The 13,948-nt window shown below is 53.9% G+C and carries 14 protein-coding genes and 1 pseudogene; 10 read left to right on the top strand and 5 right to left on the bottom strand.

All coding sequences use genetic code 11. The features are described 5' to 3' along the window. Nucleotides 1–139: 139 nt before the first annotated feature. Both ACR3FF_RS05105 and ACR3FF_RS05100 read right to left on the bottom strand, forming a co-directional pair. Nucleotides 140–376, bottom strand: coding sequence for a hypothetical protein (locus tag ACR3FF_RS05105; RefSeq protein ID WP_423743144.1), 237 nt, complete (start codon nucleotides 374–376; stop codon nucleotides 140–142). A gap of 135 nt (nucleotides 377–511) precedes the next feature. Further along, nucleotides 512–1,222: a phosphoglycerol geranylgeranyltransferase gene (locus ACR3FF_RS05100; RefSeq protein ID WP_458186629.1), complete on the bottom strand. Its 711-nt coding sequence runs from the start codon at nucleotides 1,220–1,222 to the stop codon at nucleotides 512–514. 91 nt (nucleotides 1,223–1,313) lie between these two features. Here ACR3FF_RS05100 and ACR3FF_RS05095 point away from each other — a divergent pair, with 91 nt between their 5' ends. Next, on the top strand, nucleotides 1,314–2,003 hold the full coding sequence (locus tag ACR3FF_RS05095) for an SOS response-associated peptidase (RefSeq protein WP_458186628.1): 690 nt from the start codon (nucleotides 1,314–1,316) through the stop codon (nucleotides 2,001–2,003). A gap of 180 nt (nucleotides 2,004–2,183) precedes the next feature. On the opposite strand, the gene ACR3FF_RS05090 is transcribed toward ACR3FF_RS05095, so the two are convergent. The 3 genes from ACR3FF_RS05090 to ACR3FF_RS05080 all read right to left on the bottom strand — a co-directional run bounded on the left by ACR3FF_RS05090 (nucleotide 2,184) and on the right by ACR3FF_RS05080 (nucleotide 4,392). Beyond that, entirely contained in the window at nucleotides 2,184–2,498 is a 315-nt protein-coding gene (locus ACR3FF_RS05090; protein WP_458186626.1) for a DUF7344 domain-containing protein, read from the bottom strand. Nucleotides 2,499–2,585: 87 nt separating this feature from the next. Next, complete coding sequence (locus ACR3FF_RS05085; RefSeq protein ID WP_458186625.1) at nucleotides 2,586–3,224, bottom strand: helix-turn-helix domain-containing protein; 639 nt, start codon at nucleotides 3,222–3,224, stop codon at nucleotides 2,586–2,588. A 439-nt stretch (nucleotides 3,225–3,663) separates the two neighbouring features. Then, nucleotides 3,664–4,392, bottom strand: coding sequence for a hypothetical protein (locus ACR3FF_RS05080; protein ID WP_458186624.1), 729 nt, complete (start codon nucleotides 4,390–4,392; stop codon nucleotides 3,664–3,666). Between the two features lie 163 nt (nucleotides 4,393–4,555). Here ACR3FF_RS05080 and ACR3FF_RS05075 point away from each other — a divergent pair, with 163 nt between their 5' ends. The 9 genes and pseudogenes from ACR3FF_RS05075 to ACR3FF_RS05035 all read left to right on the top strand — a co-directional run bounded on the left by ACR3FF_RS05075 (nucleotide 4,556) and on the right by ACR3FF_RS05035 (nucleotide 13,799). Next, nucleotides 4,556–5,860, top strand: a complete 1,305-nt coding sequence (locus tag ACR3FF_RS05075; RefSeq protein ID WP_458186622.1) for a saccharopine dehydrogenase family protein — start codon at nucleotides 4,556–4,558, stop codon at nucleotides 5,858–5,860. 88 nt (nucleotides 5,861–5,948) lie between these two features. Beyond that, on the top strand, nucleotides 5,949–7,427 hold the full coding sequence (locus tag ACR3FF_RS05070; protein ID WP_458186621.1) for an AMP phosphorylase: 1,479 nt from the start codon (nucleotides 5,949–5,951) through the stop codon (nucleotides 7,425–7,427). Nucleotides 7,428–7,755: 328 nt separating this feature from the next. Beyond that, on the top strand, nucleotides 7,756–8,634 hold the full coding sequence (locus tag ACR3FF_RS05065; protein ID WP_458186620.1) for a universal stress protein: 879 nt from the start codon (nucleotides 7,756–7,758) through the stop codon (nucleotides 8,632–8,634). A gap of 878 nt (nucleotides 8,635–9,512) precedes the next feature. Next, entirely contained in the window at nucleotides 9,513–9,812 is a 300-nt protein-coding gene (locus tag ACR3FF_RS05060; protein WP_458186618.1) for a hypothetical protein, read from the top strand. Between the two features lie 20 nt (nucleotides 9,813–9,832). Beyond that, nucleotides 9,833–10,366 carry an SRPBCC family protein gene (locus ACR3FF_RS05055; RefSeq protein ID WP_458186616.1) on the top strand — a complete coding sequence of 178 codons (534 nt, stop codon included), beginning with the start codon at nucleotides 9,833–9,835 and terminating at the stop codon, nucleotides 10,364–10,366. A gap of 25 nt (nucleotides 10,367–10,391) precedes the next feature. Continuing rightward, nucleotides 10,392–11,297 carry a universal stress protein gene (locus ACR3FF_RS05050; protein ID WP_458186614.1) on the top strand — a complete coding sequence of 302 codons (906 nt, stop codon included), beginning with the start codon at nucleotides 10,392–10,394 and terminating at the stop codon, nucleotides 11,295–11,297. A gap of 62 nt (nucleotides 11,298–11,359) precedes the next feature. Then, nucleotides 11,360–11,691 (top strand): annotated as a pseudogene (locus ACR3FF_RS05045) (aconitate hydratase); the annotation flags it as partial. 210 nt (nucleotides 11,692–11,901) lie between these two features. Next, nucleotides 11,902–13,071 (top strand): NAD(P)/FAD-dependent oxidoreductase, encoded by a 1,170-nt coding sequence (locus ACR3FF_RS05040; protein WP_458186612.1) that lies wholly within the window; start codon nucleotides 11,902–11,904, stop codon nucleotides 13,069–13,071. A gap of 92 nt (nucleotides 13,072–13,163) precedes the next feature. Then, nucleotides 13,164–13,799: a methyltransferase family protein gene (locus tag ACR3FF_RS05035; RefSeq protein WP_458186610.1), complete on the top strand. Its 636-nt coding sequence runs from the start codon at nucleotides 13,164–13,166 to the stop codon at nucleotides 13,797–13,799. Nucleotides 13,800–13,948 lie beyond the last annotated feature (149 nt).

Genomic DNA, 13,948 nt, shown 5'->3' with positions numbered 1-13,948 from the left:
TTTTACGTACGTTACTAAGTGAATTGAAGCGGGTTTTTAGAATTTCAGATGCCTTTGTTAGCATTGTATACTAACAAAGAGGTTGAAGAAAGAGTGGGAGAGGGGAAGAACTCAAAACGCAGTCAGACCGAACAACTAGTTAGCGAGTAGTACCGGGAACTAGATCCCAAACCTTCTCTGTCGCAACGTACTCACCATCCTGCTCTTCGATGTATCCTTCAGCAAGCGCCTCGGCTATCGAATCATCAATATCGCCGTCAAAGCGACCGTGCTGAGTTGCAATCACACCAATGTGGTCGCGATCGATTGTCGCACGGTTCTGCCCGCCCGTGTTATGCTCGATGATCCGGGCTACGATTGCGGCATTCTCGCTCATATCGAATGGTAGTGCTCTAACGGGGTTAAATCGGTGGGCGATACTAATTAGTATTACATACTAACTTACAAGCGACCGATTACAGGTGCATACTCTTGATCGACACAATCACTTCTTCGATTGTAGAGCGCAAAATTACGAGTCGTGCTTCGCATCCTTTGCTCCGCGAACAGTTTCCTCAACCGTCTCGATGCCAGCCTCATGGAGCACATCGCCAACAATGACTGTATCTGCGACATTCGCCATTTCGTAGGCCGAGTCGTAGTCGTGAATCCCGCCCCCATAGAAGAGCTGCGCTGATGAGAGTGCATTCCGTGTGGCAGCGACAACTGCTGGATTACCGAGGGTGCCAGAATACTCGAGGTAGACAATGTCCTGGCCGAGGATCTGTTCGGCGAGTTCAGCATAGGCGACGACGTCATCGACATCGAGGTCGCAGTCTGCCTGCGTGTACGTCGCAACTGACGACGCTGGATTCAGGACAATATAGGCTTCTGGATGGACTGCTTTCCACTCAAGATCAGATGAACGAACCCATTCGTGGTGTGCTCCTGTGATCCACAGTGGGTCATTGGCATTCAGGACAATCGGTAGCAAATAGCCCGAAAGTGCCTCGTTATGGAACAGCGTTGGGCGGTAGGTTGGTTCGACGAATATGGGGATCTCGGTAGAAGAAAGCGCATCAAGAATCGGCTGAACACGGGCTTCTGTGACGTTCGTGGTGCCACCGAGAATGATTGCATCCGTACCTATGTCCGCAATGTCTACGTAGGAATCCCCATCATGGAGTGGTTTGTCTGGGTCAACCTTCGTAACGTGCTCCCACTGTGCCCACGCAGCCGCCATAGCTTACGGTAGCTCCGTCACATGCAAACCATTTGCCTTCGATCCTCCCCGGTCACCATACGTTGATGCGCCTGTAGACCGTACATATTCTATGTGTGGGCGAACTGCGCTCTTCATCCAGCAACAAGACCTCGAGGACCGCTTCGACGCACGGGTCGTCACTGATGGTGGGTACACACCACGATACAATATCGCTCCCGGAGAGCCATTAGAAGTCATTACAAATGAAGCAACTGACGAGATCGACCAGTACCACTGGGGATTGATACCGTTCTGGGCAGAGAAACCCGAAGAGGGAATCATCAACGCTCGCTCCGAAACGGCTGACGAGAAACGCGTCTTCCAGAATGCGTGGAAATCACGACCGTGCTTGGTCCTTTCATCCGGATTTTACGAATGGCAGCAACAGAACGGTGGCCCGAAACAGCCGTATCGTGTGTATCGTGAGGACTCTCCAGCGTTCGCGATGGCTGGTCTCTGGGAAGTGTGGGAAGGAGATGGGCAGGCGATTCCCTGTGTGACGATTCTGACGACCGAACCTAACGACGTGATGAAGCCGATCCATAATCGGATGCCGGTTGTACTCGGTAGTGAGGATGAAGATCGGTGGCTTTCGGCCGGACCAGACGAACGCGAAGCGTTGTGTCAACCGTATTCTCGTGATGATTTGGCTGCCTACGAGATCTCGACACGAGTTAACAACCCCAGTCATGACGATCCGTCGGTCATTGAGCCAGAGGAACGCGAACAATCGGGACTTGGTGAATTCACGTCAGAATAACCAATAGAGTTCTGTGGTCGATGCATACCCTCTGCACGAACCGGAGCAGGAGATGGAACGAATTCACGTCGGGTTCAATTCAAATCGGCAGCCGATAGACGTCTGCTGAAGAGAGAATGTGACGTGAGGGCTGGCATAGCGAGAAATAGACCGTCTAACCAGCGACAACAGTGCTGAAAATTAGCAGTCAGCGAGTTCGTCGTGGCAATTCTCAATCACCGCTAACAGAGGGAGAATCGTGTCGAAGTCCGGTCCTCGAACAATCTCGTTGGTATCTCGATTCCAAGTGATGAACCCTGCAGCATCCAGTCGCGGAAGGTGGTTGTGATAGAACGCAGCCTGCAAGTCTTTCGTTTTCTCGTCACCAACAGGCATATTTTGGGGCAGGCTCTCTTCGATCCGCTGCGGATTCTGTGTTCGCAACGCAATCAATAAGTGCCGCCGATGCCTGTTCGCAAATACTTCGAACATTGTCTCTCGCTTCGGTTCGTTCATTGCACATCAGCCGTAGGGACAGGGGGAAAAAGAAAAATTGTCTGTGTGCACAAGATGTTTATCACCCCTTGGGAATCAGAGGCCGAGTCATTCGAAGAGATTTACAAGCACTTTCTCGAGACCGCGCCAGAGGCGTTCAGAAAACGCTTGCTGGGTAATGTCGAGTTCATCAGCCAACGCTTGCATTTGCACTTCTCGTGGAATCGTGAAATAGCCGCGCTTGAGTGCGAGAACGATTGCTTCACGCTGTTCGTTCGTCAATCCGAACATCCGTCCTCGCAATCCCTCCTCGGTCAAGGTGTACACACGCTCGATGTGAAGCGGGATCTCGTGGTCGGTGCAAAAGTTGTAGAACTGGCCGACATGATCGTGATCAATGAATCGGAGAATGAAATGCCACGCGTCGTCCCCTGTCGCTTCAAGAATCGTCCCTTCCGTTTTGACGATGCCGGCGAGGAGGTCTTCGTATTCACCCGTCCACTCGACTTTGTAGAGCGACTGGTCACCAAGGGTGTCGAGCCGGACGAGATTTTTGACGTATTCACTTTCGGCGACGCTCACTTCTAATCCCTCTCTATCTGGATTGACGATCCAGAAAAAAGGCATGACGTTGTTTTCACTCGGGACGATTTCTTCGAGTTCGATACGGGTACTGCCAGCCCCCGATAATGCCTGGCCTAACGCTAAGTTCTCCTTCTCAATAGTGAATTCAACAATGACACTCATACCCAAGACTCGCCTTCAAAGAAGGTAGCTGTTGAGGCGGTAGCTGGAATCAGACGGTCGTACTGGGAGTTGTTGCTTGTTGGTGGCACGGTCTTCGTGCATTTTGAGAATACGCATCTGCCGGATTTCATTACTGCTTATGAAGTCAGGTGACAGTAAATTTGGTCTACTTCTAGATGGAGAGTGGATTGATTGGGATACAGTTGTCCCACTACTCCATGTTGCACTAAGCAGAACTAAGCGAGTCTGACAAGAGTATCGCGTTTGTGTGCTGCCGTTTATGATTTTAATAGAGACACAGCCGCTGCTCCGTACCACGGAATTACCATGACACGATACCCATTAGGAACAGACCACAGTCGACTCAAAACAGCGATATATCGTATCTGGGACTGAACTGCCACGTCATGGTTTCGCCCACCGATAGAGTAACCGTATTTCACGAACCACCATCGCCGTTCCCGTTGTTCCCGCCGTCGTGGCCATGATCTTGGCCATTGTTATCACCGTTTCCACCGTCTCCGTGGCTACTCTTCATTGTTACTTTGCCGACCATCGTTGTCGGGTGGACAGTACAGATATACTGTGCAATGTCACGTGTAGCAACGAACATGAGCATTTGTACGGTGCCCTTCTTGGCGACCTGCGGCGTTACCTTGATAGCGTTCTCCGGCGGTGTCTGTCTCCCTTGCCCTTGCTGTCCCCCCATCATAGTACCATTTTGTCCACCCATCATCGTTCCGTTCTGCCCGCCCATCATTGTCTGATTTTCACCCATCATCGTCCCATTTTGCCCACCCATCATTGGGCCTTCCATCGTCCGGACGTTCGGAAGAATCACAGCAAGATTCTCGCCATTCGAGTCTCGCAAAGCAAACGTGTGGGGCTGACCATCCAGGTTCTGCCACATCAGACCATACATTCTCCCCGGTTCAAGCTGTAACCGCGGATTCTTCTGCCTGGCAATCGACTGTGGCCCGCGGCCTTGCCATCCGGATGTTCGCCCACCAAGACGGAAACAACACATTCCCTGCCCTCCACCTTGATGCCGATTACTCGAAGTTGTTTTCTGTGCCTCGACACTGGTGGTCATTCCGATGGTGGTACCGCCAACAATAGCCAGAAATCGACGGCGTGTTTTATCGATAGCTCGTGGTTTGTCAGTCATGTTGGCACCAAGGAATGTTGGGATAGCGCATCGATAAACCACAGTCATCGTTCAGTGGATTCGTCGGTCTATACCGTTCGAATCAACTCATTAGTAAATAGCCAATCCGCTCTATCGCCACAGTAACGAGGATTACCTCAATGAGGGCTTCGACGTAGCCGTGATGCACATTCTGCTAATGAGCAATTATTTATGGGATTATCTGCTGGTCGACGATATCGTTTACCTTTACACTAGGTGGTGGTCATCGTTCACGATTCGGTATGCTCTATTATTGCGAAACAGGGGAGTCGTTACGGAGTCACCGCGGCCATTACGGTGTTCACTCAGGCAAAGGGGTTTCTATGCCACTACCGAAGTTGCCTACGAAATGGCGGACTCGTCCATCCTCGTTGCTGGCGGCTACGGGAGCGTGGGGAGCTATATCTCTGCTGAGCTTGCATCGACGGTTCCGGGGGACATAATCATCGGTGGACGTGACCAGCAGAAGTCGTCCGAACTTGCCGCCAAACTAGGTGACGATGTTGGTGCAGAGCACTTGGACGTCACTGACGACGATTCAATCGACTCAGCGCTTGACGGTGTAAACCTCGTCATTAGCACGGTTGACCAGCCCGACGCGAGATTGCTTCGTGCCGTTGTTGACCGGGGTCTCGCGTTCACGTCCACCACAGCAGTTCCACCGATTTGGGCGGCTGCACAATCACTCAGTGAGCGAGCTGAAGAAACTGGCGCGAGGGTCGTCCTCGGCGCCGGGATCCAACCAGGTATCTCGAACATGCTAGCACGACTGGGTGCTACACATCTCGGTGCTGTTGAAAAGGTCTCAACGGCGCTGATTCTTTCCATCGGCGATGAGTTTGGTCCCGCCAGCCTGTCTGAAGTGATGGAACTTGCTAGTCACCCATATGAAATCACCGCGGACGGACGCCAGAAGCAGGTCTCACCTTTCGACTGCGAATCAGCCGTCAGGTTCCCAGAGCCGATCGGCGAACGACGAACCTATCTGTTTCCATTCTCCGACCAGTTCTATTATGCGCGGACGCTCGGTGCGGAGACGGTGACCGTCCGCTTCGCCCTTGATCCACCCTGGCTTGGCCGTTTATTAGCAACCATTGCGAATGTGGGCGGAACTTCGATGCTGACAGAACGACCACTTTCTCGTCGTATACTCACCGAAGCGATTGGTGGGATTCATCAGCTGTATGATGGTCAGGACTGGTTCGCGATCACCGTCACCGTCGGTGGGGATAATCGATCGGTAGAATACACACTCGTCGACCGGCATCAAGCCCGTGCCACAGGCATCAGTGCAGCCACGATAGGTCGTGCCCTGTATGAAGACCGCGTCGACACACCGGGCGTCTGGCTCTCTGAAGAGATTATCGACCCCGAGTGGTTTTTTGATCGACTCGCTGCACGGAATCTGCCCTATGATGTCCGGTATGGGACTGCATTTCCTCGATGAACACCAGTATGCAACAGCATAGAATGCATCGGCGTAGTCCGTGATAAAAGAAGCTCGTGCTGATAATGCCGGTGGTTGAATAGTGTCTATGGAACTTGTCGCTGAAGAGATCGATATTGGAACCCACACCCCAACGGTCTTACTTAATTCAATCGATGCGAGCGAACTTGGTGTCCATCCACTTGACCGTGTTCAGATCGAGTACGACGATCAAATTTCGACCGGGATTGTGGAAATCACGGACGAACTTGTCGATCCCGGACTTCTCGGCGTCACTCGTCCACTTGGCCACATCACAGGCGACGTTGACGTAACAATCGCCCTGAAACCCGGCTCAGTAGCCTATCTCACGAAGAAACTCAATGATGTTGAACTCGAAATGCACGAGATTGGTACTATCGTTCGGGACATTAACCAGGATCGCTTGAACGATGTCGAGTTGAGCGCGTTCGTCTCTGGAGTATACGCAAACGGGCTGTCTCGTGAAGAGATGCTGTGTCTCACGTCCTGTATGGTGGACGTCGGCAAAACTATCGAGTGGGAATTCGATTCGATCGTCGACAAACACTCGATCGGCGGTGTGGCTGGCAATCGCGTCACGCCAATCGTGGTTCCCATCGTCGCTGCAGCGGGGCTGACCATCCCGAAAACCTCATCACGCGCAGTGACATCCGCTGCGGGGACTGCCGACACAATGGAAGTGTTTTGTAACGTCGATTTCTCGATTGCAGAGATCAAAGAGATCGTTGCGAAAACGAACGGCTGTATGGTTTGGGGTGGGGCAGTGAACCTGTCGCCTGTCGACGATAAAATCATCCGGGCAGAGACGCCGCTTTCGTTGGATTCACCAGGACAAGTAATCGCATCAGTTCTCTCGAAAAAGAAAAGTGCCGGTGCTACTCACGTCGTCATCGACATCCCATACGGTGAAGGTGCGAAGGTAGAGAGCCTTTCTAATGCGCGTGAGATGGCCGAGGATTTCAGTCGCGTTGGAGCAAATCTTGGAATGGGGATCGACTGCACAATTACGCGAGGAGCACAACCGATCGGACGTGGGATCGGGCCGGTTCTCGAAGCACGCGATATACTCACGGTTCTGGACGGAGATGGCCCTGATGATCTCCGTGTGAAAAGCGAACGTCTCGCGCAAGTCCTTCTTGACGCATGCGGTGTCGACGAGACAGCAACAGAACTCATCGAAACTGGACAGGCGGCCTCGAAGTTTCGAGATATTATCGAGGCACAGGGAGGCAATCCGAATATCTCCCTCAATGATCTCGAACCAGGTTCCCACGACGCGACCGTTTCGGCTAATCAAGACGGAGTCGTTACACACATCGACAATCGGGTAACGAACGAACTTGCCCGACGGGCAGGGGCGCCGAAAGACCGCCGTGCAGGAATATCTCTTCACTGTCGAGTAGGGGACGAAATCGAAACTGGCGATTCACTGCTTACCCTGTACGCCGAAAAAGAGGAAAAACTGGAGCAGGCACGAGACTTCTGCAACGATCGAAAACCAGTTCGTCTTCTATCCGCTGGTGAAGCGTTGGTCGAGCAGTTGTGAGCCTCGAAATCGATCACAGATTGATTCACTCCCCGGTACTATGGGTGCCTACAACCTGGACGTTAGTACTGGTACGGTAGAAACCTAAGACGCACGTTCAGTCACGTATCCAATGATTCGTGTGAAATGATGCTCTATTCTCTTGCTATTACCACAATGAAATCGAAAGATAAGAGATTAGGATATCTGGAAGAGAGTAATCCACCCCATCGTTCTTGTGAACAGTCTCAGGGTCACGTCCCACGCACTCAGCCTATTCAGCTTGTAGAGTGAGAACGAATCCCTCGATTTATGCTGCTTGCTAACGACATACATGGTTGGGGGAACCATGTACGACGACATTCTCATCCCAACGGACGGAAGCGAAGGCGTGAAACCCGCCATCGAACATGGGCTTGACGTTGCAAACACGTATGATGCGACTATTCATGCTCTCCATGTCATTGATCTAACAGACATTCAAGAGGAATTACTACCGGATATTCCAGACGAATGGAAGCGTGAAGGAGATATTGCGACACAGCAGATTGCCGACCAGGCGAGGGATCTCAATCTTGACGTAATCACAGACGTTTCTCGGGGGACGCCCTACGAAGTCATTCTCAACTATGTTGACGATCATGATATCGATTTTATCAGCATGGGGACGCACGGGCGAAGCGGACTCAAGAAATTCCTGCTCGGGAGTGTGACCGAACGGGTAGTTGGAGGTGCTTCTGTGCCAGTTCTCTGCGTACGGCGATCAGAGGAACGCATCGAACTGACTCCCTCACAACTCTCATACGAGCACATTCTCATCCCGACGGATGGGAGTAAGAGTGCGCGTCGAGCAACCGACCACGGGTTGGAACTAGCACGCACCTACGATGCAACCGTACATGCGCTCAACGTTGTCGATCGTACTGTGTATGCCTCACGACCCGGGATGGAGTGGGATGATAGCAAAGAAATACTTGAGAGGGCCGGAAAAAGGGCAACTGACCGCATTGCCGACACGGCAGACGAAGCTGGTCTTTCCGTGGTGACAGCCGTCCGTGATGGTGTGCCGCATCGAATCATTGGCGAATATGCGAACGAACACGAAATCGATCTTATCGCCATGGGGACACACGGCAGAACGGGACTTTCCAAATGGATGATCGGGAGCGTAACGGAACGAGTGCTCCAAACAGCGACAGTCCCTGTTCTTACGGTTAGAGCACCGTGAACACTCACATCCACAATCCAGTATCAGAGTTACTCGCTCGGATTGCGAATTGGGGCGTTTATGCACTTATCGGCGGACTCGTCCTCATGGGACTATCATTTCTCACGAATCCAGTTCCCGACCCATCGTTTCCCTGGGCAACGCTTCCTGAATCATTGAGACTCGAATACACACAACCGCGGATCGAACACTGGCCAGTCACGTATACCATCGGCCTGTGGCTAATTGTCTTCACCCACCCATTCGTCCTGTTGAACGCCTATCACCGGTATGGACTGAGATTTTCGGTTCATCCCAATACCTGGCTCGCGGCGCTTCCTGTCACGGTGATGCTCACGTTCACCACCTACTGTCGCTTCTTCTGGCCCAAACTACACCCGCCAACGTGGAATGTGCCCTCGTACACACTGGTCTGTTGGGGCTACTGCTCAACATACGACTCGGTGTGGAGCAATCTGGCTTACGTGGTCGCCTTCTTCGGAGTGGGTGCCACGTACCTTGCCTATCTTTCTCCAAGGAGAGAATCCCGCCGACGAGAGTGGTCTCCATACATGAATATTCATTGGCATCAGTCTTGCCAGTTGCTCTTACGAAAATGAAGAACGAGACCACCTACATCCATAGTTTGAAAGGTAATCCTCGGTGAGACCATCGAAAACCGCGAGAAAGTTTCACAACTGTCCTCCAGGAGTGACCGAAACCGTTTCGATGGCCTTCTCAATCCTATTCATAAAGAAAATACAAACTTTGAAATGTTTCTCGATTCGCGAGTTGGCTCCTCGTTTTGCTTCGACGTGGTTCCACGCCGAATAACCACTCGATGAGTGCTTCGATTCTAAGGAGAAATCAGATTGAATGTTCCTGACGTACCATTACATATGAGCACCACAACCACCAATCGCGAAGAGTATGACATGGAGATGTCCCACGAACCGATGGCGCTTGATGCGCCGGCACTCGGTGCCGCCGCGGCAGTCGTCTCTGCCGTCGTCATGCTTCTCCTCGGAGTATTCGGGGCGGTCGGCGTCTACGAGGGCGCAGTCGAGATGATGGAGCAGTGGCACCTGTTCTTCGAACCAACCATCGTCGGGACGGTGGCGGGCATGATCGAAGCAGCTGTCATCGGGTTCATCCTCGCGTACGCCTTTGCATGGGTGTACAACGCGGTCGCTCGGTAGGACAAAAAACGGACAATCCCATGTACGTCACCGACAAAGCGGAGATCGTCATCGACGCATCACCCGAGGAGATCTGGGAGTACGTGACCGACCCCGTCCACTGGACGGCGTCAAACCCAGAGGAGCACTACGGACTCGAATACGACACGCCCGACAACCGGCCGCATGAGGGTGCGACGTTCCATCAGGCCGAGGAGGTTGCGGGGATGTTCGCCGACCTCCACGGCCGATTCCAGTACATCGATCATCCGAACGTAGCGGTCTGGACGGGAACGGCGTACTATCCGATCCTTCGGGGACTCGTCACCGTTCGAATCCCGGAAGGTGGCACCATCCGACTCGAAGAGACGGACGACGGAACCCGGATGTCGCATGCCGTCTGGATGGACTTCCCGAACAACCGTCGTGGCCAGCTGTTGAAGTGGCTGTTCACGACCGTCCTCGATGGGAGGGCCAAACTCTATGACCACACCAACAAGGAGCTCGTCTTCTTCGAGGAACGCATCGAGGCAGCCGCCCGGGAGCCGCCCAAACCCACAGAGGAGCGTCCCTAGCACAATCGGTCTTCCAACTCCAACCATGTACACCGACATCCTCATCCCAACCGATGGAAGTGATCACGTCGAGCCCGCAATCCGGTACGGCCTGAGCCTCGCTCGACGATACGATGCGACTGTTCACGCGCTCCACGTCGTCGATAGTTCGCCGATCGAACGAAAGCTCGAACTGACCGCCCTCAAAACAGACCTGGAGACACTACCGGACACGTGGTACGATGCTGGCGATGCCGCCACCCAACAGATTGCAGCCAAAGCCTCAGAAGACGGCCTGAGCGTAGTAACGGAGGTTCGCCGTGGCATTCCAGCGCGGGAGATCGCGTCCTACATCGCTGACGCTGGCATTGACCTCGTTTGTATGGGAACTCGGGGACATACTGGACTCGACAGATTCATGCTGGGGAGCGTCACGGCCAGAGTCGTCCGCACTGTTGATGTCCCTATCCTCTGCGTCAAACCGAAGCCAACCGAAGAGACATCAGATTCCGACCTTGGTGAAGACTTCGAGAACACCCTTGTTCCGACCGATGGGAACAAACAAGCACAGGAAGCCGTCAAGCATGCTCTTGATCTAGCTCGGACGTATGAAGCAACACTCCATGTACTCTACGTCGTCGATAGAGGTGCGTACGCGTCTCGCCCGGGATGGACCTGGGACGAACTAAAGCGTGTGCTGGTGCAAAGCGGAGAGAAAATTTTGGAAGACGTTCAATCTCAGGCCACTGTTGACGGAGTTTTAGTCGTCACAGAGATTCAGCACGGCGTTCCCCATCAAGCGATACTGGACTACTGCGATCAGCACGCGGTCGACCTCGTCGCCATGGGTACACACGGTCGGTCGGGTCTTTCACGCCAGCTGATCGGGAGCGTGTCCGAACGAGTGATCCGGAGCGCCGAGACACCGGTGCTGACAATTCGAGGAGAATAGCGAATATGTCACGGACCCCGTACGTGAGTACGATTAATAAATCTCTCAACGTATCATAACCAATACCAACCTCTGACCCATTCGATGCAATTCGCCGATTCGAGTTCGACGGTACGAGCTACAAGATGGCCGACCTCACCGTCCTTAAAGACGAAGGACTCTGCGAATTAGATCGGTTACCAGTCAGCATTCGCGTCCTTCTTGAATCCGTCCTCCGCAACGTCGACGACGACTCAATTACGGCCGAGGACGTTCGCAACGCCGCGTCCTGGGAGCCCGACGTCCCGGACGTCGAACTCCCGTTCACGCCCTCGCGGGTCTCCGTTCGGCGGTCGACCGGAAGGGGAAGAACCCGGGCACGGAGGTCCCGTGTGACCTCGTCATCGACCACAGCAGTTCCCGGTCACGGCACAGGTGGGGACACCCGCAGCCGTTCGGTACGTCGAGAACGGCGGCATCCTTCATCTCGTACTCCGTCGATTGCTCACCGAGGCGTAGCACGTCTTCCACGCGACAAATCATGCCAGAGAACACCTCATCAGGATTTGGGAATCGTCATTCCGGTTCGAAACGGTCGTCTGACCCGTCCCCGCGAATCCATAGCGTGGCAGTAATCGGCGGGGCAGTCGGCGGTCTCGCGGCTGCTGAAGGGTTTTCCCAGCGGGGTTTCGAAGTAGACCTTTTCGAACGCCAGTCGTACGACGACAAACGGGTCAACTGTGGGGAGGCGATGACGGCCGTCTCGAAGATTCCACTCGATCCGACGCCAGCGAATGGGTTCGTCAATGCGCTTCCAGAGTTACGGGTAGACATCTACGACGGAACGACAGCCGGCAGACAGCGTACCGGTGAGGGGTGGTTCCCGGCCTCCGACACGTACATCACCGACCGAAATATTGTTGAGCGGCGATGGGCCGAGCGCCTCGCTGAGAGGGGCGTTTCGATTCACGGGACCCACCCAATTTCGACAGAGGAGTTCCGGACGTTTGCCGAAGAATACGACCTTTTGGTCGACGCGACCGGCCAACCGTCGATCACCAGTAAAGTTCGGGGGAGAACGGACGAATACGCAGGTCGGATGATCGCGCTCAATGCTGACGTGGAGGGCGACTTCTCGGATCTCTACCCGACTAGCCAGATCGTTCTCGAGAACTACACTGGATACGCGCGGGCATTCTCGAAATCGCCCGAGCGTGCCAACGTCGGCATCGGGTGGACCGAGAGCGAACGGCCTGCAGACTACATGACCGAATTCGAGGCAGCGTGCCTACGAAACGGCTGGCCGATGCCGTCTCGGGGCCAGACGAACATCGCGGTTATCCCCGAAGGACCGAGTCTCGATCCTGCGCTGACGTATCTACCGGAGTACCCCGTTGTTCGCGTCGGGGATGCGGCTGGAATCGCAAATCGGCTGACCGAGAAAGGAATCTCACAAGCGATTCAGTCGTCGTATCTCGCAGCCAGGTTGACAGCAGAGGGACGCCTCAACGAGTATCCAGACACGCTCTATCGGACGATGAAAGGGGAGTACCTGCTCGCCCGGATCATGCGACACCTCGTCGAGACCCGCCAGATGGCCGTTCTCGGTGATGCCGTCCAGGTGGTGTCTGGAATCGATATCGAGGACATCGATCGGTCCCCACGTGCGGTGCTTCGTCGCCTCTTGCAGCATCCACGAGTGGCTGCTCGGATCTTCTCCAATCTATCGGTACTCAAGCAGACATATGCCGCCTTGAAAGACGCCTGGGAGTACGATACGCTCCGGCCAGTGTGACACGAACTCCGAACGACGGGACGTGGATATCTCGCGGATAAGACGCCTCGTGAGCAGTTTATAGTAGCCTAGAGGTAGAATCATCACCGAGAATGCTCCGAATCCATATCGACATATTGGCAATAGACTTCTCCATTGCGAATCCCGGCGCTTGGGGGCTCGCATTGATCATCATCGTTCTGGTTTCGTGGATGTTCTACCGATATTTCGCGCCCCAAAGCTGGCGCGAGTGGGTCGGGGCTAGTGTCGTCCAAGCGTTCATTATCGCGCTCTACGCCGAGATGTACGGCTTCCCGCTTACCATCTATCTCCTGGTCCGGTTCTTCGGGTTGGATCGCGACTACGTGAGTACCAACCTCTGGTCCACATTGCTTGGGGTCGGTGAACTCGGGATGTTCCTCTCGATGCTCGTCGGCTATACAGTGGTGTTTCTCGGCATCAGCTTGGTTGTGCAGGGGTGGCGACAGCTCCACCAGGCTCGGCGGGAAGACCGACTGGTCACGGAGGGAGTATACGGCTACGTCCGCCATCCACAGTACACTGGCCTGTTCGTCGCTCTCTTTGGCGAAGGTATCATTCACTGGCCTACAGTTTTCTCCGTCGGCCTCTTTCCCGTAATCGTCCTTGCGTTTACATGGCTCGCTCGTAAAGAAGAACGTGACGTGATCGAGGAATTTGATGCGGAATACAGGAGGTACCGAGTTCAGGTTCCTATGTTCTTTCCCTGATGGGGGCAGTGGCGAGACTTCGTGGCAGCAGCTCGTGATGGCCCTCGAGATACTGAAACAACAAAGTTCTAGAGTATTTCCTCACGGTACGGTTCAGCAAGACGCGATGGATTTTCAGGCGATCATCGTGCAGAGCAGTGGACAGATCA

It is taken from the genome of Haladaptatus ordinarius, assembly GCF_054177595.1.
Note: the sequence above shows the minus strand (reverse complement) of the source record. Positions and strands in the feature narration are given on the sequence as shown.